This window comes from Sphingobacterium sp. UBA7625, assembly GCF_002484085.1.
Classification (GTDB): Bacteria; Bacteroidota; Bacteroidia; order Sphingobacteriales; family Sphingobacteriaceae; genus Sphingobacterium; species Sphingobacterium athyrii.
Window position 1 is genome coordinate 1 of record NZ_DLJD01000029.1, and the last position, 20,060, is coordinate 20,060.

The following is a 20,060-nucleotide window of genomic DNA, read 5'->3' on the forward strand; positions in this document are numbered from 1 at the left end:
TAAAAAAGGCCTTTCAAATGAAGGGCCTTTTTTTATGTGTTAGTGGATCTGGGGCTGGTTACAAGTAATAACAACCCATCACAAGGTTATACACCTTAACACCGAGATAGCCCCCCACAACAGCATTTAGTTTGTCGTAAACCTGCTTTCTATTCAAAGGTTTGTCTTTTTTCTTAAGAAGATTGTCAGAAGAAATCGTTACTGGACTCAGTTCGACTTTAGTTGCGAACATATTATAGTGAAGCTCCGGAACAGCCAACCCCAAAATCATCCCAGGTAGACCATTGAATGCGGACGGTCCACCAGATACTGGAATCTGGTCCGTATAAAATGCTACAGCATAGATCGAGTCAAGCACAAGTCCGTTTGCCCGCCGGCATTGATACCCCGCGATCTCCCGGTACTCGTTCGTAATTTTCCATTTTATCTTTAGTGTCGAATCAGCGATTACGATCCGTTCTCCTCCCAATTCGAAGATGGATTTGAATTCCTTTGTTTTCAGATTCTGATAACTGCTAATTCCAGATTCAAAAATCCCCATCCGCATCAACCCCTGTGTGACTTCGGGATAATCCTCAGCAATATGCTCATACAGCACTTCATCCGGAGAAAATTTCAAGGTCTTTCTCAGCACTTGATTTTCTGGAGCCGCTTCCCCCAATCCCTTGAAGGCATTACGGCTCTCTTCATCTTTGGAATAGGCTCCATAACGCTTGATCAAATTTTTAAGAAATACGGTTTTCTCAAAAGTAATCGTTCCCCGGTCCGGGAAATAAGCGTATTGTCCTACCGCCGTTTTTCCAAAAAATAGGACTAAAAATAGGGTTATTATATTTTTTATCGTTCTCATTTTATTTCGATTTGGCTAACATCTTATTGATTTCCCAGCTTAGTTTTACCATATAATACCTACCGATTGTATTAAATCGACGCTCGGTAAGTAGGGTGCCGTTTTGATTTCGTTCAAAGCCTATATTTTGATTCAATATGTCATTAACCATAAAAGTTGCTTCGAGCTTCTCATCTTTCATAAACTTTTTCGATAGTGCAGGGTTCAATACAAAACGTTCGAACTTTTTACTATACACGGCCGTCGGTGCCTGATATCGATAGTTGAAGTCTGTCCGCAATACAAATTTGGCCGGAAGAAAATATTTAAGACTTCCATTGGAAGATAATGTAAAACCTTTACTGTCTTCCATCATACCAATTGAATTACTCTGGATGACATAGCCCGGCGAAACTTCAAATTCAAAATCCAGCCCTTTTGTTGTGGACTTTTGAAGCCCGTAATTCACTGAATAAGTTTGAAACTTCGCATTCGCCAAAACATTGTTCACATAATTATAATTGTTACCAATGGAAATAGTAGGTCCACCACCGTGTCTCAGTTGATACTTTTTCCACAGAATCCCATAATACATAGGGCTGATGCTAATCTGATTATTGGTATTGTGATTTAAGTTATCCCAGATAAACGTTGTTTTACCCACAGAATCAATTGTTGCATTTTGAACCAAGGCTTTGTTGGTACGGGAAGCATTGATGAAAATACCATAAAACTCACCTTTAAGGATGGAAAAAGATCTAAAACCTAAATTCAATTCATTGGTATAAGATGGTTTTAAGTTTTCATTTCCTAAATATTCATTCAACGGGTCAAGGTTTGACCGTAGTGGCTGAATCTGATTGAGTGAAGGTAATCCATTTGTTCCTCTATAGACCATTGAAATTGACCTATTTTTTTTAATCTCATAATTTAAATCCAAGACAGGATTATAAACAAAAAAGGACCTAGACAGATGTGCATTATCCGCTCGGTTTAACTGCGACAAATCGCTATTTTCAAATCTATTGGCAATATTAATAACAAATTTTTCCAGCGGTTTATAGTTGACCGAAAGATTATAGGTATTCTTCGTGGTCTTATACAAAAAGTCATTACTATAAACTTCATCCAGATCATCGTACTTACCTGTGACAGGATTTTTGTTAGATGATTTTACCGAATTATTGTCGCGGTTATAATTGATGCCGTACTCAAACGCTAAAATAAGCTTCTTTGATAGAGGTTCAGAGTAAGATACATCTCCCCCCATTGCAAACGATTTATTTGCAATCACCTTCTCTTGATCTAAAATCGTATTGCCGACGGAATCACCATCCTTGTAATAGCTTAGATTGGAATATAGCTGCTGATTTCCATCCTGCTTGTTACCTGATGTTGCATAGCTAAATGTTAATGAGCGCCCCTTTTTCTTAAATCTCCTTACATAAATTGCCGAGGTATTATACTGTTCTGACTCAGTATTATTCTTAAAATTTCGGGTATTGCCATTAATCTGTTGATCAAATTGGTTAAAGGTTGTTGAGATCGTTGCTGAGGAGCTAATATCCCTTCTCCGATTCGCACCAGCCCAAACGGTCAGATCCGATAAAGAATCTATTTTAAATTCATATTTCAGTCCGACGTTATGTTTTTTATTGTCGCTGGAAGCAGCCGTATTATTGTTGCTTATCAGAATGGTATCCCGTGCTGCATTTCTTGTGAATACACTTCTGTCCAGATCTACATTCGATTGACTATACTTATAGTCAATACGCCACGTATGTTTTTTATTTGTTGTTTTATCTGAATATAGAAAACCCGTATTTAAGGACTTCGGAACCCCTTCCCCCTCAAAATTTCCAGAACCGTCACCATCACCACCTATACTTGATGCCTCTTGACCATTCAGCCCTGTTTTTCCGGTATTACTTGCGATCAGATAAGTTGAAATCCGAAAAGATTGATTGAAATAATTCAAAAAGCCCTGACCAAGGTAAAATTTATTATTTCCGACACCAGCATCGGCTTTCCCAAATATACCACGTTTTGCTTCTTCTTTTAGTTTTACATTGATGGTCTGCGTACGTACTCCATCATCAATGCCCGTTTTCTCCGCTTTATCGGATTTCTTTTCATAGACCTGAATCTTGTCGACCATATCCGAACGGATATTTCGGCTCACCAATTTCGGATCATCCCCAAAAAACTCTTCGCCATCGACAAGCATCTTTTCGACCGTTTTCCCCTGTGCGGTAATCTTCCCCGAAGCATCCACGGTGATCCCGGGCAGCACTTTCAAAAGATCTTCAACCTTTGCATTTTTCTCCACCTTGAAACTCCGGGCATCGTATTCCGTTGTATCACCTTTAATTGTTATGGGGATCCGTCCCGTTACGATCACTTCCTCTAATAAAGTCGTACTGCTTGTCAGTCCAATCGACAAATTTGTGTAATCCTTCCCCGGTAAGATATCCGCATAATATTCACCATATTTTGGATAGGTAACGATAAGAATATATTGTCCGGTATCTGGTTTGGCCAAAGAGAATTTTCCGCCCTCATCAGAGCGGGTAAAATCTGTTAGTATCGAATCTTTGGCTGTCAACAACATGATCGTTGCTTTTTGTAACTTTAGCTGATCCTTTACGTCGTTAATCCTTCCCTCAATTTTGGATTGTGCTTGAACTATTCCGCAGGAGCATAGTAGGAAAAGTAAAAGTGGTAACCACAGGCTTTTCATAAAATTTATTGAATGGTATATAATGATAAATTGTATTAGCAGGCAAAACTACAATTTTGCCACTATTATTTTTCACTTCGGTTTTAAAAAAAATAACCATGTAATGAAAAAATTATAAAAATAAACATACTAAGTCGCTTTTTGGCCTATCGTATAGCAGCTAAATTTCGCATAAAGTTACCCCGATCAACATAGATTTTACTTTTTCTTAGTAAGGCACTTGAGTACCTGACAAATTAAACACACTTATGCTCGATGCGTCTTTACAAATTACCCAATTCCATGATAAACTGAACGGTTTCTTTATTCATGTGCTGTGACAAAACGCTCGAAATCTGATCGGTCATTGTCTTTCTGGTCATCCGTTTCACTTTACTTTTTTCGAACCTTTTTTTATCCATGATTACATCATTGCTCAATTCGACTTTCGTGGCAAAATAGGAAACATGCTGGCTGGGCACCACCAAGCCCAAGATCATCCCGGGAAGACCGTTGATGGATTCAGGTCCGCCACTGATTGGAATCTCGTTACAATAATAGCCGATTACATAAATCGAGTCAGCTGTAAGGCCATTGGCTCTCCGGCAATTGTATCCCGCGATTTCCCGATACTCGTCAGTAATTTTCCATTTGATACGTTTCATCGTGTCTTCGACAATAATCTTTTCACCAACGATATCATTATACCTTAGAAAAGAGCGGGTCGTCATATTGGACAAAGTAATCCCTTCAAAGTCCAATGCCAACATCATGATGTATTGCTTGACCATCTGATCCAGATTATCATCTTTGACTGGTTCAAACAAGGTTTCATTGGCATTGAATTTTAGGGTCTTTTTCAGTACGGCATTTTCAGGAAGTTTGGGTAACATCTGTTCAAAAAATATTTTTGATTTATCATCAGCCTTCGCCAAAAACTTTTTACCCACAATATTCTTCATGTACATGGTTTTATCATAGGAAATGCTCCCGGACCTTCCGAATAGCGTGTACTGCGCCTTGAGACTTAGAACTGTACAACAAAAAAAGAAAAAAACGATATATTTTAACATGGTATTTATCTTAAATTTTATAAAAACATTTTTGTGAAATCCCAGGATAACTTGAGCATATAATATCTACGGATCGTATCATAACGTCGCTGTGTAAAAATTGATGTTGATGCCGAACGGCTAAAACCTTTATTTTGATTAAGTACATCGTTGATCATAAAATCCAACATCAGAGATTCATTCTTCAGGAACTTTTTACTTACTCCGGGATGCAACAGGAATTGCTCAAATTTTTCATCAAAAGCCTTCGTCGCTGCCTCGTAGGTATAGCTATAGTTTGTATATACTTTAAAGGTTTTATTGATAAAATATTCAACACTACCATTTGATCCAAATACAAAGCCATTACTATTCGTGTTACGTTCCAGGCTGGATTTCATTAAGCGATATTGTGGGCTGAAGTTTAAATCGAAATTCAATCCAGTCTTTGTATCTCTTTTAAAGTTGTACGTAAAATTGAAATTCGTTGTGTTGACCTTGTTTAATTGCTGGTTGAATAGATTATAGTTATCACTCATATTCAGGTAGAACTGTGGCGAATTGGACAAGCCCAATTTTTTGCTCAATTTGAAATGGTACCCAGACCAGATATTCACGGAGGTATTTGTTTTACCTTTTACATTATTCCAGGTGTAGATATTGAGACCTTTTACAGTATCAATATTTTGTGTGATCGGATTTTTATCCAAAGTGATATTCCCGCCCACATAGACATAACTTCCTGTCAAAATCCGAAATGAGTTATAATTGATATTTAAGGAGTTTCTAAAAGAAGGTTTTAAATTTTCATTTCCCAAGTACCTGTTGATCTGATCCGAATTATCCAGAATAGGCTGAATCTGACTCATGGAAGGTAATTGGTTCTTTCCGGTGTAATTCATCCATAACCCTTTGGTCTTTGTGAAGGAATATCCGGCACTCACATTGGGATTATAAGTAAAATAACTTCTGGAAAGCCCTTCTTGACTATAATAATTATATTGTTTCAGTTTATCATTATTAAAATTATTGGCAACAGTGAACTTGAACTTATCAGTGGTATGCACGATGGCTAATTTATATCTGCTGCTCCGTCTATCAAAATCATAATTGTTACTAAAACGACTGTCCAGATCATCATATTTCCCGTCAGCACCTTTATTGAATGATTCAACACGGGAGGAGTTATTGCTACTTTCTATTCCAGTTCCGACAACAAGATTCCAAACTTTCGATAGAGGCTCTGTATAAGATACCGAAGCACCTAGCACATCATTTTTATTATTGCGTTCCTTGCGTTGATCTGTCCTGTCAATCTGTCTATGCCCTGCGGAATCCTTTTGAGCATAATTTTCAACAGTTGAGGATAGATGACCGTCTCCTATCATTTCACTTCGCTTGAATTGACCGTCAAATGTAAAGGAACGTCCTTTTTTCTTAAATTTATGCGTAAAATAGGTGCTAAAATTCAACTCGTTAACCGTATTCTTGATGGTCTCACGGGTGTTTTCAGCGACGGTTGTATCCATATTCTGGGTAAACTGATAGGCTTCACGTTTGTTGTCCGACCAAAGATTTTTACGGGAAGCTCCGCCTCGGATGGTCAAGGTATTTAATGAATCAAAATTCAGATCATATTTTAAATTGGCACGATGCTGATCGTTTTCTGTATCTACGGATTTAGTTGACTTATTATTGATCAGCCCCGTACTAATTGTCTCATCATCCCCATCACTGCTTAGTCTTCCATATTTATAGTTGATATTGACGTTGTGTTTATCCTTGTTGAATTTATCCGAAAAATTGACCCCCGAATTGATCGCACGGGGTATACCGATTACACCCTGCCCTGAAAAAGGATCGGTAAAATTAGACCAGGACATGGATCCGTCATCCCCGTATGAAACGCCTGAATCACCACCATATTTCTGTGCATCCTGCCAGTTCATGCTTGTCGTCCCATTATTTCCAAAAAGACCATAAACGGAGATCTTTTGAGATCCCTTGAATTTGTTTAACATCAACTGTCCCATATAATAATCACTGGTACCGCCTCCGAGTAAGGCTTTTCCGAACATTCCATTTTTGGCACCATCTTTTAATTTGACATTAATGGTCTGTTCGCGCTGTCCGTCATCTACTCCCGTTCGTTCGGCTTGCTCAGACTTCTTTTCATACACCTGCACCTTATCAACCATATCCGATCGAATATTGCGGGTGACCAGCGTCGGGTCATCACCGAAAAATTCCTCGCCATCCACGAGAACCTTTTTGACCGTTTTACCCTGTGCAGTAATTTTTCCGGACGCATCGACAGTAATCCCCGGCAAGACTTTCAGCAAATCTTCAACCTTTGCATTTTTCTCTACTTTAAAACTACCGGCGTCATACTCTGTGGTATCCCCTTTTATAGTAATGGGAATTCGACCAGTAACAATAACTTCCTCCAATAAAGTGGCCGTTTTGGTCAGCCCAACAGCTAACTTGGAATAATCCCTGTCTTTAGAAATCTCTGTATAGTAATCACCGTATTTGGGATAACTGACGATCAACAGATAGGACCCTGTATCTGGCTTGGATAAAGAAAAAAGTCCGTTTTCATCTGATCTCGTAAAACCCGTCAATATGGAATCTTTAGCGGTAAGCAACATAACTGTTGCATCAGATAATTTGACTTGATCCTTTACATCACTTATTTTTCCGGCGATAATTTTGGACTGTGCGTGCACTATTCCATGAACTCCGAAAACGAAAAATAAGAGAATTTGCAAAACTCTTTTCATAAAATTGTTGGATAGTATTTTAATATCAATATAACATTAGTAGATAAAACCAATGTTTTGTTACAGTAAATTTAATTTTATTTCTAAAAAAATTTCCCCGGCTGCCCCTACTCTAATTGAAAAGAAATAAAAAGTCCATGTCTGATCAAAATTGCGACTGTGAGTGAATCAGGCAAACCAGCACTTACATAGTTTTGTAATATGCCCACAATAAATAGTCCAATGCCTATTCCCAATACCAGAATCCCCGGCTTTTGCCAATCAGCGGGTTGCCTTCTTCTTTCCTCTCCGGGGATATTGATTGCTGTGCTGCGGTAACGCATGATAAAATAGAAGCTAAGTGTAACACATGCAAACATTCCTATCCCTAGAATTGCTGCCATTTGCTCTTTTCCCATAATAATTTGATTTAATTTTAACATTAGTCACTATCAAATCTGAAAAGGTTACAACAAATTGAGTTAAATGTACCGATTTGTGTAAATTTGTTTCAAATACAAACAATATGCAAAACATTAAAGAATATGTAGAAGCAAACAAGCAACGTTTTTTAGATGAGTTGTTTGATTTATTGCGTTTACCTTCGGTCAGTGCTGATCCTAAATTTAAGGGTGACGTGCAGAAGACGGCTGAATTTGTTGCTCAGAAATTGCGTGATGCAGGGGCCGACAAGGTAGAAGTTTGTGCCACTGCTGGTAATCCAATCGTTTATGGCGAAAAAATTATTGACCCTTCATTGCCAACTGTACTGACCTATGGTCACTATGATGTACAGCCAGCAGATCCATATGAGTTGTGGGACACCCCTCCTTTTGAACCGACTATCCGTGATGGTAAAATATATGCCCGGGGTTCGGCAGATGACAAAGGACAATTTTACATGCACGTAAAAGCTTTCGAATATATGATGAAAAACAATGCGCTGGCATGTAACATCAAATTTATGATCGAAGGTGAAGAGGAAGTAGGTTCAGTCAACTTAGGCACCTTTGTCAAGCAAAACACCGAAAGGCTTAAAGCAGATGTTATCGTGATCTCGGATACATCCATGATCAGCATGGCGCAACCGTCTTTGGAGACTGGCCTTCGTGGTCTTTCTTATGTCGAGGTCGAAGTTACGGGGCCAAACCGGGATTTACACTCTGGCGTATATGGTGGTGCTGTTGCAAATCCAGCAACGATTCTCGCAAAACTTATCGCCTCCCTGCACGATGAAAACAACCATATCGCAATTCCCGGATTTTATGACGATGTCGTTGAATTAACGGATGAAGAACGCAAAGCATTGAACGAAGCTCCATTTGATATTGAAGAATACAAATCAGATTTGGGTATTCAGAATATCTGGGGAGAGAAAGGATATACAACATTAGAACGTACGGGAATCCGTCCAACACTGGAGGTCAATGGTATCTGGGGCGGATATATCGGCGAAGGTGCCAAAACAGTATTACCTTCCAAAGCAAATGCTAAAATCTCCATGCGTCTTGTCCCAAACCAAAATTCTGAACGCATTACCGAGTTATTCAAAAAGCACTTCGAGGGTATTGCACCAGACTATGTTAAAGTAGAAGTAAAACCGCATCACGGTGGAGAACCGGTAGTCACACCAACAGACAGTGTGGCCTATAAAGCCGCTGAAAAAGCTTTACATGAAACATTCGGTGTAAAACCAATCCCTACACGTGGCGGTGGATCTATTCCAATTGTCGCTTTATTTGAAGGCGTTTTAGGATTAAAAACAGTGCTTCTTGGATTTGGACTAGACAGCGACAACCTGCATTCTCCAAACGAGAAGTATGGAATCGAAAATTACCTCATGGGTATCTCTACAATTCCTTTATTTCATAAATATTACGCAGAACTAAGTAAATAATTTAGTTTTTCATTAGATAAAGGGTTATTTTTAAATTTTAGAAATAACCCTTTATCGTTTTATGGATTTTGATTTTCGTCTCATCGTTTTTTATACTGCAGCTCAGCATCTTAATTTCACCAAGACCGCTTCGGCGCTTTTCATCTCGCAACCTGCGGTCAGCAAAAACATTCAGGAACTGGAAAAAAAACTTGGTGTTCCTCTTTTTGAAAGGAAGGGAAATAACCTCGACCTGACTGAACCGGGGCAAATTCTCTATAAATACGCCCAACAGATTATCAATCTCTACAATCAGGCAGGGCAGGAAATACAAGAACTACAAACGGGACGTAAGGGAAACCTTGTGTTAGGAGCCAGCACAACAATCTCCCAATATGTACTTCCCACCTTACTGGCAGACTTTCTTTCCCAATATCCAAACAACCGCATCCAGTCTTTTCAATCCAACAGCCGTAGCATTGAAGAACAGCTTATTGACAAAACATTGGACCTGGGGATCACGGAGGGCTCAACAGACAACAGGGCATTAAAATATATCCCCTTTATGAAAGATGAGCTCGTCTTGGTCACGAATAGCGAAAACCCGCTTTTAAAACAATTGAAAAACCCTATTCTTTCGGACATTACACGTCTACCTTTAGTGCTTCGTGAGCAGGGGTCAGGTACACGTACCATTGTTGAAAATGCATTAAAAGAACAACGTATCAGTCTCTCAGAAATCCAGATAGAAATGATATTACCATCAACAGAAAGTATAAAAGGATACCTGGCCCGCCGCCATAGTTTTGCCTTTCTTTCTATTCATACGGTTCAACGGGAGGTCCTGAACAATCAATTGACCATTGTCGATATTCCCCAGCTGTCTATTGAACGTTATTTCTATTTCACGCACGTATACGGAGGTCTTGCCGGTACCCCCAACCAATTCTTGCAGTTCTGCCTGAAACAAAATTTCAAGATATAACATTTGGTTATATCTCATAAAAAAACTTCGTTTTAATCGCTGTTAATGGACAGGTAGATTTGTACAAACGAATTAGAGGCATGGAATACAAAAAACTAACAAATTACCTAAAGGCGCTCAGTTGGATCATTATCGCATTGTTCATCACCTGTACAACACTCTGTGTATTTCCACTTAAGCATGAACGCACCGGTCAATCGACCGATTCGCTCGCTGCTGACAATGATTCTCTGATTACACATGTATCACAGTTCAGAGCCGTATCCTTCAAAGACAACCCAGAAGGTGAAATGGCTAGTTACGGCGAGAAGCTGATCAAAAACACGTATGACTATTTTTACGACGGGGAAATAAAAATCGGAAATAAATTGGCTTGCAGTAGTTGTCACCTCAACGGTGGGACCAAGGCATTCGCGGCTCCTTATGTTGGCCTCACAAATGTTTTCCCAGTTTACATTGGACGGGAAAACAAAGTTGAATCTCTGGAAGAACGTATTAATGGCTGTTTTGAAAGAAGTATGAACGGCCGCGCTATTCCAGAAAATGGCAAAGAAATGCGTGCTATTGTCACCTATATAAAAAATATCAGTATCAATACGGTCAATAAGGGAAGATTAACCGGTCAGGGCTTTGTCAAAATGGACATACCAAATCGTGCTGCGGATTTAAAACATGGTCGATTGGTCTTTGAAGGCAAATGTACCAGCTGTCATGGAAAAGACGGACAAGGGGTGCCGCAATCTACAGGTAAAGGATATCTATACCCACCACTTTGGGGCAAAGACAGCTACAACGATGGAGCCGGTATGGCACGATTGCTTACTGCTACACGTTTTATTAAAGCAAATATGCCCTTGGGAGCAAGCTACGACGCACCACAGCTCAGCGATGATGAAGCCTATGATGTTGCGGCATACATCAATTCTTTCGATCGTCCAAAAAAAGCAAACAAGGAATTTGATTACCCGAATCTGGCAAAGAAGCCAAAAGATAGTCCTTATCCCCCCTACGCAGACAATATTAGTTTAGAACAACATAAACATGGACCTTATAATTTTTAATATAATGAAAAAACACCTGACAATTGCGTGCATTCTCTTAGCAATGACAACAATACAAGCTAAAGCACAAAGCAATAAATTATTGCTAAACAACCATCAGTATACCGGTGCTGTCGCCAAGAAAAAAATGTATAAAGCAATCTATCAATTGGATAGTAATGATCCAAAAACAATCGAGAAAGCCATTCGCAATATCAACAATGTGCTGAAAGATCCGCGACTGAAAGGACATCTTCAAATTGAACTAGTGGCTTTTTCAGGTGGTACTGAAGCCTATCTAAAAAAGAATAGCCAGTATGAAAAACCATTGCAGGACCTCGTCGAAAAAGGTGTTATTGTCGCCCAGTGTTTAAATACATTGGAAGAGAAACATATCCCAAAGGAGGAGTTATTTGACTTCATCGGTTATGTTCCCAGTGGGAATGGCGAATTGATCCTAAGGGCAAATGAAGGTTGGGTCATTGTTAAACCATAGTATGATGAGAAAATTAATCACGTTAAGTCTCGCCTTGGCATGCTTTACCGTTCCAAAAATTAAGGCGCAGGAACATCGTTTTGATCCCCCTTGGAACAATCCGCCGGAATCAGCATTAAATTTTACTGTTCCCGGGATAGACAATATTCCGGATCTGTACGGGGATATTGAAAACCCACAGCTCACTGTATTTTTTGCCGGCAACCAGTTTATGGTCGTGGATGATTTACTGGCATCTTTCAAAAAAGAATACCCACAATATGAACGTATTTTTGTCGAAACATTGCCGCCGGGAATCCTGGCGAAACAGATAAAAGGGGGATCCATCACAATTGGCAATCTACGCATTACACACAAACCCGATATCTACACTGCAAGCAAACGTGCAATTAATGAAATGGCCGATTATTTCAGCCATACGCAAACCTATTGCTACAACAACATCTGTTTGATGATCCCACAAGGAAACCCTTCTCATATCAAAACGTTAAATGATCTGGGAAGAGCGAATGTACGGATTAGCATGCCTAACCCACAATGGGAAGGCATAGGTGAACAGATTAAGGCTTCCTATAAAAAAGCAGGTGGCGAACAGCTGGTCAAGAAGATCATGGAAGATAAGGTAAAGGATGGCAGTACGTATTTGACAAAAATACATCATCGCGAAAGCCCCATGCGTATCCTCTACAGTCAAGCCGATGTAGCTCCGGTCTGGACTTCAGAGGTAGTCTACCAAAAGCTTATCGGTCATCCTGTTGAAGGCATAGCTATTCCTGATGCGCAGAATACCACAGCAACCTATGTGGCCGCAAAATTGAAAGATGCACCACATGCACAGGCAGCAGATGATTTTTTAAAATTTATGGACTCCCCCACAGCCAAGCAGATCTACAAAAAGTATGGCTTTACAATAGACTAAAAGAAAATGGATAATTAATTATCCATTTTCTTTTTTTACTTTAGGTCAAAATTAGTTGAATTGTATGGTTCTATTGCTCAAAAAACTCCATCGTTACTGGTATTTTATTAGCGTTCTACTTGTTTTCATCGTATTATTCCCCTATATCTATTTCTTGGCACGGGATCCAAAAAAGAACTATGCTCAGATTGCGCGTATGCGACGTTGGGTATCCATAGGGGGATCAGCATTGGCAGGTGTATTTTTTAAAGTCACCTATGAATCAAAAATGGACTGGAACAGACCGATGGTACTTTGTCCCAACCATACCTCAGTGCTTGATATTACAGCGCTAACCTATCTATGTCCTGTCCCGTTTTCATTTATCGGGAAGGCCTCTCTTCTTAAAAATCCCGTAACCCGTATTTTTTTCAAAACCATAGACATTCCTGTCACACGGAGGAGTAAAGTATCTTCATTTAAGGCATTTCAACGTGCCAACGAACTTGTCCAAAATGGCCGCAGTGTCGTCATTTTTCCGGAAGGAAAAATAGATGACGGATTTCCACCTCAGATACATGCGTTTAAGTCTGGGGCCTTTCGTATTGCGGCACAAAACGATGTGCCAGTAGTCCCCATTATCATTGAAAACGCCTGGGATATCTTTTTTGATGATGGCGCCAAAAGGGGATCCCATCCGGGGATTGTCAGGGTTCATGTTTTTTCACCTATTGAAACAAAAGACTTTGACGACAACAATGCCGCAGACTTGGAGAAAATTGTTTATGACAAAATGCATTCCTATTGGATTATGAAGAATAAATCGTATTTTCATCAACCAGAGAACGTCCAAAAAATATGTCAGGAAAGATATTAATCGAAATCAAGGATATTGCTCGTGAATACCAAATAGGCTCAGAGACAATCCATGCACTCAGCTCAGTAACGCTCAATATTCATAAAGGAGAATTTGTAGCACTTATGGGGCCTTCAGGATCCGGAAAATCCACGTTAATGAATATCCTGGGTTGCTTGGATACCCCCAGTAGGGGTGAATATATCCTGAATGGGATTAATGTAAGTGACATGTCGGAAGACGAGTTAGCTGAAGTAAGAAATAAGGAGATCGGCTTTGTATTTCAAACATTTAATCTCCTTCCTAAAAGCACTGCATTGGAGAATGTGGCACTCCCTTTAATCTATGCGGGATACAATAAAGCCAAGCGAGAAGAAAAAGCTACGGGCGCATTGGAAAGTGTTGGACTAGGACACCGTATGGACCACAGACCCAATGAGCTTTCAGGGGGACAACGTCAGCGGGTGGCTGTAGCCCGGGCCCTGATTAATGATCCCTCGATTATATTAGCCGATGAACCAACGGGAAATCTTGATACAAAGACATCCATTGAAATCATGGGTTTGCTCGAGGAGATTCATTCCAAAGGAAATACCATTATTCTAGTCACTCACGAAGAAGATATTGCGCTACATGCTCATCGCATTGTACGCATGCGCGATGGTCTAATTGAAAACGATTACCCCAACGCTGACATTAAGTCCGTGTCACCACGGCTAAGTGCCTTAAATGAAAAAGGGAGCGACTTTGAGAATATTTAAAAATATTATTTCATTATAAATCAAACACTTATATTATTGACACAAAAATAACAGTTGATTTACTTGTTTAAGTTAAATTAAATGATAGTTTTGCGAAAATAGAGAACTTAAATTGTTTTTATATGTATTGGACATTAGAATTAGCTTCGCATCTAGAAGATGCACCGTGGCCAGCAACAAAAGATGAATTAATCGATTACGCTATTCGTTCGGGTGCACCAGTTGAGGTGATTGAAAACTTACAATCTCTTGAGGATGATGGTGAGCCATATGAAAATATTGAAGAAATTTGGCCCGATTATCCAACAAAAGATGATTTCTTCTTCAATGAAGATGAATATTAGCAAATAAAAAACGCCTTTAGTCAAAAGGCGTTTTTTTTTCAGAAAATTAATCCATTGCCATGAAGTTCAGTCTTACGCTTATGAAGATAAAACTAAATCTATTGTTGTTAACGTTCATAAGCTGTATGCTATCTATTTCTCTGTTCGCTCAGGAAAATCCTGCAGCGACAGAAAATATTGCTGTGTTAAGAAAATTCGTCCATCGTCTAAATGATCCCGATCTGGCGACTGACATCATTTTAAGTCAGGATATATTAACGGCGAAAAACCTCGATGAAGACCAACAGGAGTATCTTTTGGCCAGCATAGACGAAATCCGAATCAATGTACAAAGCAAAGATATCCGTCAATTAGAATATATCAATTTTATAGCAGCTGGCCGGAAAGAAACCTACGATATTGATCTGGAAGGAATAGATCCGCAACAAGTATATTTCGTGAGGTATCTCAAGCGTTTTGTTTTTGCCGCTGTTATTCGGGACAAAAAAATTGCCTCCTTTACCTTGGTCTCCAAAGGAAACAATAAAGCACATTTTGTATTCTATTAATCTTTCATATGTGTTATACTCTTCGTTTTTTCAGGCAATCTTATCTTTTTAAAATCCCCATCTTAGTTTGCCGTTGATCATCCTATTCCAATATGGAAAAGCACAATACACTTGACTTATTTCAGGATTTCACTCGGCTGGACTTATGAGCCATCTTAAGCTTAGACTGCTTTCTTAAAAATTTTTCAATAAAAACACTTGCATTTTAGAATTCTATCAACCATATTTGTAATAACAAAAACGGAAATGATAATAACTGTATTAAATAAGGCTTGGTGGTGGCACAACGAATAACGTTGTGGCAAACACCTATTGCATTATTTGATATATACATCAAGATATGATGGGCTTGCCTGAATAAGGTAAGCCCTTTTTTATTTACAAAAATATTATGAAAGAAATTTTAGCCCATTTATTTGAATACAAGACCTTTTCGCGGCAAGAAGCTTACGAGATTTTGACGAACATTGCCAAAGGTAAATATGATAGTCATCAGATCGCCGCTTTTATGACAGCTTATGGTATGCGCAGTATTCGGGTGGAAGAACTTGGCGGATTTCGAGATGCCATGTACGATCTGTGCCTCAAGCTGGATTTTGATGGCTATGACTTGATCGACTTATGTGGTACTGGCGGTGATGGTAAAAATACGTTTAATATTTCTACCATTGCTTCCTTTGTGACAGCTGGCGCAGGTTATCAGGTTGCAAAACATGGCAATATAGGTGTATCATCGAGCTGCGGCTCCTCCAACGTAATGGAGTATTTAGGGTATCAATTCAGTAATGACAAAACCGAGTTACAGCGACAGCTTGATGAAGCTAATATCTGCTTCCTCCACGCGCCGCTGTTTCACCCCGCCATGAAAACGGTGGCTCCCATACGTCGCGCATTGGGTGTGAAAACATTCTTTAACATGTTGGGCCCACTAACAAATCCGGCCAATCCGAGGTTTCAATCTGTCGGTGTATTTAGCTTAGAACTTGCCCGGCTTTACGGCTATCTATACCAAAATACAAACAAACAATATTCTATTATCCATGCACTGGACGGTTATGACGAGATATCGATGACCGGAGATTTCAAGGTTATCAACAATCAGGGTGAAAACTATTATAATATGGAGGAGTTAGGTTTCACTCCTGTTCTTCCACAGGAATTAGCCGGTGGTGACAGCATCGCCGAAGCAGCCCAGACCTTCTTGTCCATCTTGAACAACACAGGCACAGATGTGCAGAACAATGTTGTTTTGACAAATGCGGCATTTGCCATAAAAACATTTCATCCTAAAAAATCTTTTGGCGACTGTTTCTATGAAGCTGAGGAATCACTTATGACAGGAAAGGCGCTCACAAGTTTCAAAAAAATAATAAAGCGATAAAATGGCAATCAAGATAAAAGTTTGTGGCATGAAGCACCCTGACAATATCGTTGGAGTGACCGCCCTTGCTGTTGACTACATCGGTTTTATATTTTATGAGAAATCCAAACGTTTTGTTGGCGATGCTAATCAAGACTATATCAAAGGACTCAAAGGTGTTATAAAAGTTGGTGTTTTTGTCAATGCGAACCTTACCGAGGTACATCGTAAAATTGAAGAGTTCGACTTAGATGCAGTTCAATTGCATGGCGATGAAAGTCCTCAATTCTGTGCAGAACTTAAGCAATGTACACCAGTGACCGTGATCAAAGCTTTTGGTATAGACCCGCATTTTGACTGGTCAGTATTGGATGCTTATGTGGGGGTAATTGATTATTTTTTATTTGATACCAAAAGTAATTCCCACGGTGGTACCGGTCTACAATTTGACTGGTCTTTGCTCCATCAGTACAAACTTGATTGCCCTTATTTCCTCAGTGGTGGATTAAATGCGAACAATATTAAAGACGCTTTACAAGCAAATGATCCCAGGTTATATGCCTTGGATCTCAATTCAAAATTTGAAGTAGAACCAGGATTAAAAGATATTGATCTTTTGGCCCACAGCATAAATAGTATTAAGAAATGAGTATATATCAAGTCAATGAAAAAGGGTATTATGGTCCATTTGGTGGTGCCTATATCCCCGAAATGCTCTATCCCAATGTAAAAGAGCTACGGGAAGAATATCTCAAGATAATCGAAGAGAAAAGTTTTCAGGAGGAATTTAACCAACTACTCAGTGACTATGTGGGACGCCCCTCCCCATTGTATCATGCAAAACGACTGTCTGAAAAATATGGCACAACGATTTATCTCAAACGGGAAGATCTCAATCATACAGGTGCACATAAGATCAACAATACCATCGGACAGATTCTATTGGCCGAACGTCTCGGAAAAAAACGCATTATTGCAGAAACAGGTGCTGGACAACATGGTGTAGCTACAGCTACTGTTTGCGCATTAAAGGGGATACAATGTGCCGTCTATATGGGAGAAATTGACATTCAAAGACAGGCACCTAATGTTGCGCGAATGAAAATGATGGGTGCGGAAGTCATTGCCGCAACATCTGGTTCAAAAACACTCAAAGATGCGACAAATGAAGCTTTGCGCGATTGGATCAATAATCCTGTCGATACGCATTACATTATCGGCTCTGTCGTAGGTCCACACCCTTATCCCGATATGGTTGCCCGATTTCAATCCATTATCTCCGAGGAAACGAAAAAGCAGCTGTTAACAAAAACAGGGAAAGAGAATCCGGATATCGTACTCGCCTGTGTAGGTGGCGGATCCAATGCTGCAGGAATGTTCTATCACTTTCTCGACGATGAAGCTGTACAGTTATATGCCGTAGAAGCGGCCGGACATGGCGTTGATTCCGGTGAATCTGCAGCCACTACAGCCCTAGGAAAAGAGGGTGTTTTGCATGGTAGCCGATCCATATTAATGCAAACCGATGACGGTCAAGTAACTGAACCTTATTCAATCTCTGCCGGTCTTGATTATCCCGGTATCGGCCCACAACACGCTTGGCTGTTTAAATCTGGAAGAGGAAAATACGTTAGTATAACAGATGATGAAGCTATGCGTGCAGGATTGGAACTCACTCGACTAGAAGGTATCATTCCCGCGATCGAAAGTTCACATGCACTTGCCTATTTGGGTAAAATCCCTTTCAAAGGTGATGAAACCGTTGTGGTTTGTTTATCAGGGCGCGGCGATAAGGATCTCGATAACTATATGAAATACTTTGATTTTTAAAGCATGACTACAATTGAAAAAAAAGAAGGCAAACCCCTTCTATCGATATATTTTACAGCTGGGTATCCGGAGTTGGATAGTACTGTCCGCATCGCTAAAAAATTGGAAGAAGCCGGTGCTGACTTTCTGGAAATCGGCTTTCCATATTCCGATCCTGTCGCGGACGGACCTGTCATTCAACACAGTTCGGAAGTTGCCCTGGCAAACGGAATGACTGTCAAAAAATTATTTGATCAATTACGCGAGCTACGAAACCAGGTACAGATTCCCGTCTTTCTGATGGGCTATGTCAATCCCGTGATCCAATTCGGCGTAGAAAAATTTTGTGAAGAATGCAAAAATGTCGGTGTAAATGGCGTTATTATACCCGATCTACCGATGTACGAATACGAGGATCTTTATAAGGATACTTTTGAAAAAAACGGTATTGCAAATATCTTCATCGTTACACCGCAGACCTCAACAGAGCGCATCCGGAAAATAGACAGTCTATCCAATAGTTTTATCTACTTATTATCCTCCAATGCAACAACCGGAAAAACGCTGGATGTAAGTGAAGATACCAATGCTTATTTCAAGCGGATTCATGATCTTCAGTTGAAAAACCCCTTGATCGTTGGATTCGGAATTTCAAACAAAGAAGCTTTTCAGAAAGCAAGTCAACATACTGCCGGAGCAATTATAGGCAGTGCATTTGTAAAAAGACTCGGGGAAAAAGATTATATGGATCAGATCCCTGACTTTATAAAATCAATAAAAGGGTAAGACAACACGATGTGCTAACGTGAGTTCTAAGCAAAGCGACGGACTCACGTTAGTATCTTTAAGTACTTCAAAAAAGCTGTATCATACAGCTGTTAAATAGCCTATAGTTCCATTCCCTTTAAAAGATATTTGTTAACTTCATTTATAATTTACTAATATTGTAACGTAAATACACTTGAGCTAATGATATGCCTTTTAGGAGTGTTTATTAGCCAAAGACGGGATATAAACAATCTGATTACATTCTGTTAACAACCAATTCATGTATAACCAATAGTTTCACGAAATGAAGAGTAAAGCTGAAGATCTGAATTATACCGCATGGATTATTCGCTTAAATGCAGGTGAAATGATCGCTTTTGAATGGTTGTACAATACCTACAAACACCAGTTAGCTGGCAATCTTCTTAAACTCGTAAAAACGTCCGATATTGCCGAAGATATCCTCCATGATGTTTTTGTTAAAGTTTGGGAAAATAGAACAAAGATTGATCCCGCACGTTCCTTCGAAGGTTATCTTTACCGCATAGCAGCCAATATGGTAGCAGACTTTTATCGAAAAATCAGCAAGGATAGAAATTACCAAAAACACCTCATTTCTATACAAGAAACTGTTTATCAACATATTGATGAGTTATTGGAAAATAAATACAGAAAGGAACTGATAGATAAAGCCTTGACGGAACTCCCCCCTAAGTGCAGAACAGTTTTCCAATTGTGCAAAATTGAAGGCCGTAGCTATGAAGAAGTCTCCAATCTTTTGCAAATATCTCCAAATACGATTAGCAACCACCTAAACCGCGCTAACAAAAAGATACTATTATTTTTACAGAATCCTGTAAACCTCCCCTACTTCCTGCTCCTAATATGGATTAAATAATCCTTACGAAAAAAATAAAAAAAAAATAAATTTCATGTAGTGACTTTTTTACGCTAACA

At 39.4% G+C, this 20,060-nt stretch carries 19 protein-coding genes; 14 read left to right on the top strand and 5 right to left on the bottom strand.

The window, feature by feature from the left end; translation table 11 throughout:
* Nucleotides 1–58: 58 nt before the first annotated feature.
* From B4G94_RS13295 to B4G94_RS13315, 5 genes are all read right to left on the bottom strand, one after another.
* Nucleotides 59–850 (bottom strand): GLPGLI family protein, encoded by a 792-nt coding sequence (locus B4G94_RS13295; protein ID WP_108635916.1) that lies wholly within the window; start codon nucleotides 848–850, stop codon nucleotides 59–61.
* A 1-nt stretch (nucleotide 851) separates the two neighbouring features.
* The gene (locus B4G94_RS13300) at nucleotides 852–3,569 is read right to left on the bottom strand and encodes an outer membrane beta-barrel protein (protein WP_286859476.1); all 2,718 of its coding nucleotides are present in this window, start codon (nucleotides 3,567–3,569) and stop codon (nucleotides 852–854) included.
* Between the two features lie 263 nt (nucleotides 3,570–3,832).
* A complete protein-coding gene (locus B4G94_RS13305; protein WP_108635918.1) occupies nucleotides 3,833–4,621 on the bottom strand; it encodes a GLPGLI family protein in 789 nt (262 codons plus the stop codon).
* A gap of 17 nt (nucleotides 4,622–4,638) precedes the next feature.
* Nucleotides 4,639–7,383: an outer membrane beta-barrel protein gene (locus B4G94_RS13310; protein ID WP_286859477.1), complete on the bottom strand. Its 2,745-nt coding sequence runs from the start codon at nucleotides 7,381–7,383 to the stop codon at nucleotides 4,639–4,641.
* Between the two features lie 107 nt (nucleotides 7,384–7,490).
* Nucleotides 7,491–7,781, bottom strand: coding sequence for a hypothetical protein (locus B4G94_RS13315; protein ID WP_286859478.1), 291 nt, complete (start codon nucleotides 7,779–7,781; stop codon nucleotides 7,491–7,493).
* Between the two features lie 107 nt (nucleotides 7,782–7,888).
* On the opposite strand from B4G94_RS13315, the gene B4G94_RS13320 reads away from it, so the two are divergent.
* The 14 genes from B4G94_RS13320 to B4G94_RS13385 all read left to right on the top strand — a co-directional run bounded on the left by B4G94_RS13320 (nucleotide 7,889) and on the right by B4G94_RS13385 (nucleotide 20,001).
* The gene (locus B4G94_RS13320) at nucleotides 7,889–9,259 is read left to right on the top strand and encodes a dipeptidase (protein ID WP_286859479.1); all 1,371 of its coding nucleotides are present in this window, start codon (nucleotides 7,889–7,891) and stop codon (nucleotides 9,257–9,259) included.
* 61 nt (nucleotides 9,260–9,320) lie between these two features.
* Nucleotides 9,321–10,223, top strand: a complete 903-nt coding sequence (locus tag B4G94_RS13325) for a LysR family transcriptional regulator (protein WP_108635921.1) — start codon at nucleotides 9,321–9,323, stop codon at nucleotides 10,221–10,223.
* A gap of 80 nt (nucleotides 10,224–10,303) precedes the next feature.
* Complete coding sequence (locus B4G94_RS13330) at nucleotides 10,304–11,284, top strand: c-type cytochrome (RefSeq protein ID WP_286859481.1); 981 nt, start codon at nucleotides 10,304–10,306, stop codon at nucleotides 11,282–11,284.
* A 43-nt stretch (nucleotides 11,285–11,327) separates the two neighbouring features.
* On the top strand, nucleotides 11,328–11,759 hold the full coding sequence (locus tag B4G94_RS13335; RefSeq protein WP_286859483.1) for a DsrE family protein: 432 nt from the start codon (nucleotides 11,328–11,330) through the stop codon (nucleotides 11,757–11,759).
* A 1-nt stretch (nucleotide 11,760) separates the two neighbouring features.
* Nucleotides 11,761–12,678 carry a substrate-binding domain-containing protein gene (locus B4G94_RS13340; protein WP_286859484.1) on the top strand — a complete coding sequence of 306 codons (918 nt, stop codon included), beginning with the start codon at nucleotides 11,761–11,763 and terminating at the stop codon, nucleotides 12,676–12,678.
* Between the two features lie 64 nt (nucleotides 12,679–12,742).
* A complete protein-coding gene (locus B4G94_RS13345) occupies nucleotides 12,743–13,534 on the top strand; it encodes a lysophospholipid acyltransferase family protein (protein WP_286859486.1) in 792 nt (263 codons plus the stop codon).
* Nucleotides 13,516–14,274, top strand: a complete 759-nt coding sequence (locus B4G94_RS13350; protein WP_108635925.1) for an ABC transporter ATP-binding protein — start codon at nucleotides 13,516–13,518, stop codon at nucleotides 14,272–14,274. Before B4G94_RS13345 ends, B4G94_RS13350 begins: the two co-directional genes overlap by 19 nt.
* A 122-nt stretch (nucleotides 14,275–14,396) precedes the next feature.
* The gene (locus B4G94_RS13355) at nucleotides 14,397–14,618 is read left to right on the top strand and encodes a DUF2795 domain-containing protein (RefSeq protein ID WP_028072584.1); all 222 of its coding nucleotides are present in this window, start codon (nucleotides 14,397–14,399) and stop codon (nucleotides 14,616–14,618) included.
* 80 nt (nucleotides 14,619–14,698) lie between these two features.
* Entirely contained in the window at nucleotides 14,699–15,166 is a 468-nt protein-coding gene (locus B4G94_RS13360; protein ID WP_146191115.1) for a hypothetical protein, read from the top strand.
* A gap of 391 nt (nucleotides 15,167–15,557) precedes the next feature.
* Entirely contained in the window at nucleotides 15,558–16,547 is a 990-nt protein-coding gene (trpD, locus tag B4G94_RS13365) for an anthranilate phosphoribosyltransferase (protein WP_286859489.1), read from the top strand.
* 1 nt (nucleotide 16,548) lies between these two features.
* Entirely contained in the window at nucleotides 16,549–17,175 is a 627-nt protein-coding gene (locus B4G94_RS13370; protein ID WP_286859490.1) for a phosphoribosylanthranilate isomerase, read from the top strand.
* The gene (gene trpB / locus B4G94_RS13375; protein WP_108635929.1) at nucleotides 17,172–18,356 is read left to right on the top strand and encodes a tryptophan synthase subunit beta; all 1,185 of its coding nucleotides are present in this window, start codon (nucleotides 17,172–17,174) and stop codon (nucleotides 18,354–18,356) included. The genes B4G94_RS13370 and trpB overlap by 4 nt, the downstream gene beginning before the upstream one ends.
* 3 nt (nucleotides 18,357–18,359) lie before the next feature.
* Nucleotides 18,360–19,121, top strand: a complete 762-nt coding sequence (trpA, locus tag B4G94_RS13380; protein WP_108635930.1) for a tryptophan synthase subunit alpha — start codon at nucleotides 18,360–18,362, stop codon at nucleotides 19,119–19,121.
* Between the two features lie 286 nt (nucleotides 19,122–19,407).
* Nucleotides 19,408–20,001, top strand: coding sequence for an RNA polymerase sigma factor (locus B4G94_RS13385; protein WP_108635931.1), 594 nt, complete (start codon nucleotides 19,408–19,410; stop codon nucleotides 19,999–20,001).
* The last annotated feature ends 59 nt before the right edge of the window (nucleotides 20,002–20,060 follow it).

Bases quoted from the DNA above. Each gene is read 5' to 3' on its own strand.
- B4G94_RS13350 (WP_108635925.1), top strand. From the start codon at position 13,516: ATGTCAGGAAAGATATTAATCGAAATCAAGGATATTGCTCGTGAATAC.
- B4G94_RS13330 (WP_286859481.1), top strand. From the start codon at position 10,304: ATGGAATACAAAAAACTAACAAATTACCTAAAGGCGCTCAGTTGGATC.
- trpD (WP_286859489.1), top strand. From the start codon at position 15,558: ATGAAAGAAATTTTAGCCCATTTATTTGAATACAAGACCTTTTCGCGG.
- B4G94_RS13320 (WP_286859479.1), top strand. From the start codon at position 7,889: ATGCAAAACATTAAAGAATATGTAGAAGCAAACAAGCAACGTTTTTTA.
- B4G94_RS13295 (WP_108635916.1), bottom strand. From the start codon at position 850: ATGAGAACGATAAAAAATATAATAACCCTATTTTTAGTCCTATTTTTT.
- B4G94_RS13305 (WP_108635918.1), bottom strand. From the start codon at position 4,621: ATGTTAAAATATATCGTTTTTTTCTTTTTTTGTTGTACAGTTCTAAGT.
- B4G94_RS13310 (WP_286859477.1), bottom strand. From the start codon at position 7,383: ATGAAAAGAGTTTTGCAAATTCTCTTATTTTTCGTTTTCGGAGTTCAT.
- B4G94_RS13340 (WP_286859484.1), top strand. From the start codon at position 11,761: ATGATGAGAAAATTAATCACGTTAAGTCTCGCCTTGGCATGCTTTACC.
- B4G94_RS13385 (WP_108635931.1), top strand. From the start codon at position 19,408: ATGAAGAGTAAAGCTGAAGATCTGAATTATACCGCATGGATTATTCGC.
- B4G94_RS13325 (WP_108635921.1), top strand. From the start codon at position 9,321: ATGGATTTTGATTTTCGTCTCATCGTTTTTTATACTGCAGCTCAGCAT.
- B4G94_RS13355 (WP_028072584.1), top strand. From the start codon at position 14,397: ATGTATTGGACATTAGAATTAGCTTCGCATCTAGAAGATGCACCGTGG.
- B4G94_RS13315 (WP_286859478.1), bottom strand. From the start codon at position 7,781: ATGGGAAAAGAGCAAATGGCAGCAATTCTAGGGATAGGAATGTTTGCA.
- B4G94_RS13370 (WP_286859490.1), top strand. From the start codon at position 16,549: ATGGCAATCAAGATAAAAGTTTGTGGCATGAAGCACCCTGACAATATC.
- trpB (WP_108635929.1), top strand. From the start codon at position 17,172: ATGAGTATATATCAAGTCAATGAAAAAGGGTATTATGGTCCATTTGGT.
- trpA (WP_108635930.1), top strand. From the start codon at position 18,360: ATGACTACAATTGAAAAAAAAGAAGGCAAACCCCTTCTATCGATATAT.
- B4G94_RS13345 (WP_286859486.1), top strand. From the start codon at position 12,743: ATGGTTCTATTGCTCAAAAAACTCCATCGTTACTGGTATTTTATTAGC.
- B4G94_RS13360 (WP_146191115.1), top strand. From the start codon at position 14,699: ATGAAGATAAAACTAAATCTATTGTTGTTAACGTTCATAAGCTGTATG.
- B4G94_RS13335 (WP_286859483.1), top strand. From the start codon at position 11,328: ATGACAACAATACAAGCTAAAGCACAAAGCAATAAATTATTGCTAAAC.
- B4G94_RS13300 (WP_286859476.1), bottom strand. From the start codon at position 3,569: ATGAAAAGCCTGTGGTTACCACTTTTACTTTTCCTACTATGCTCCTGC.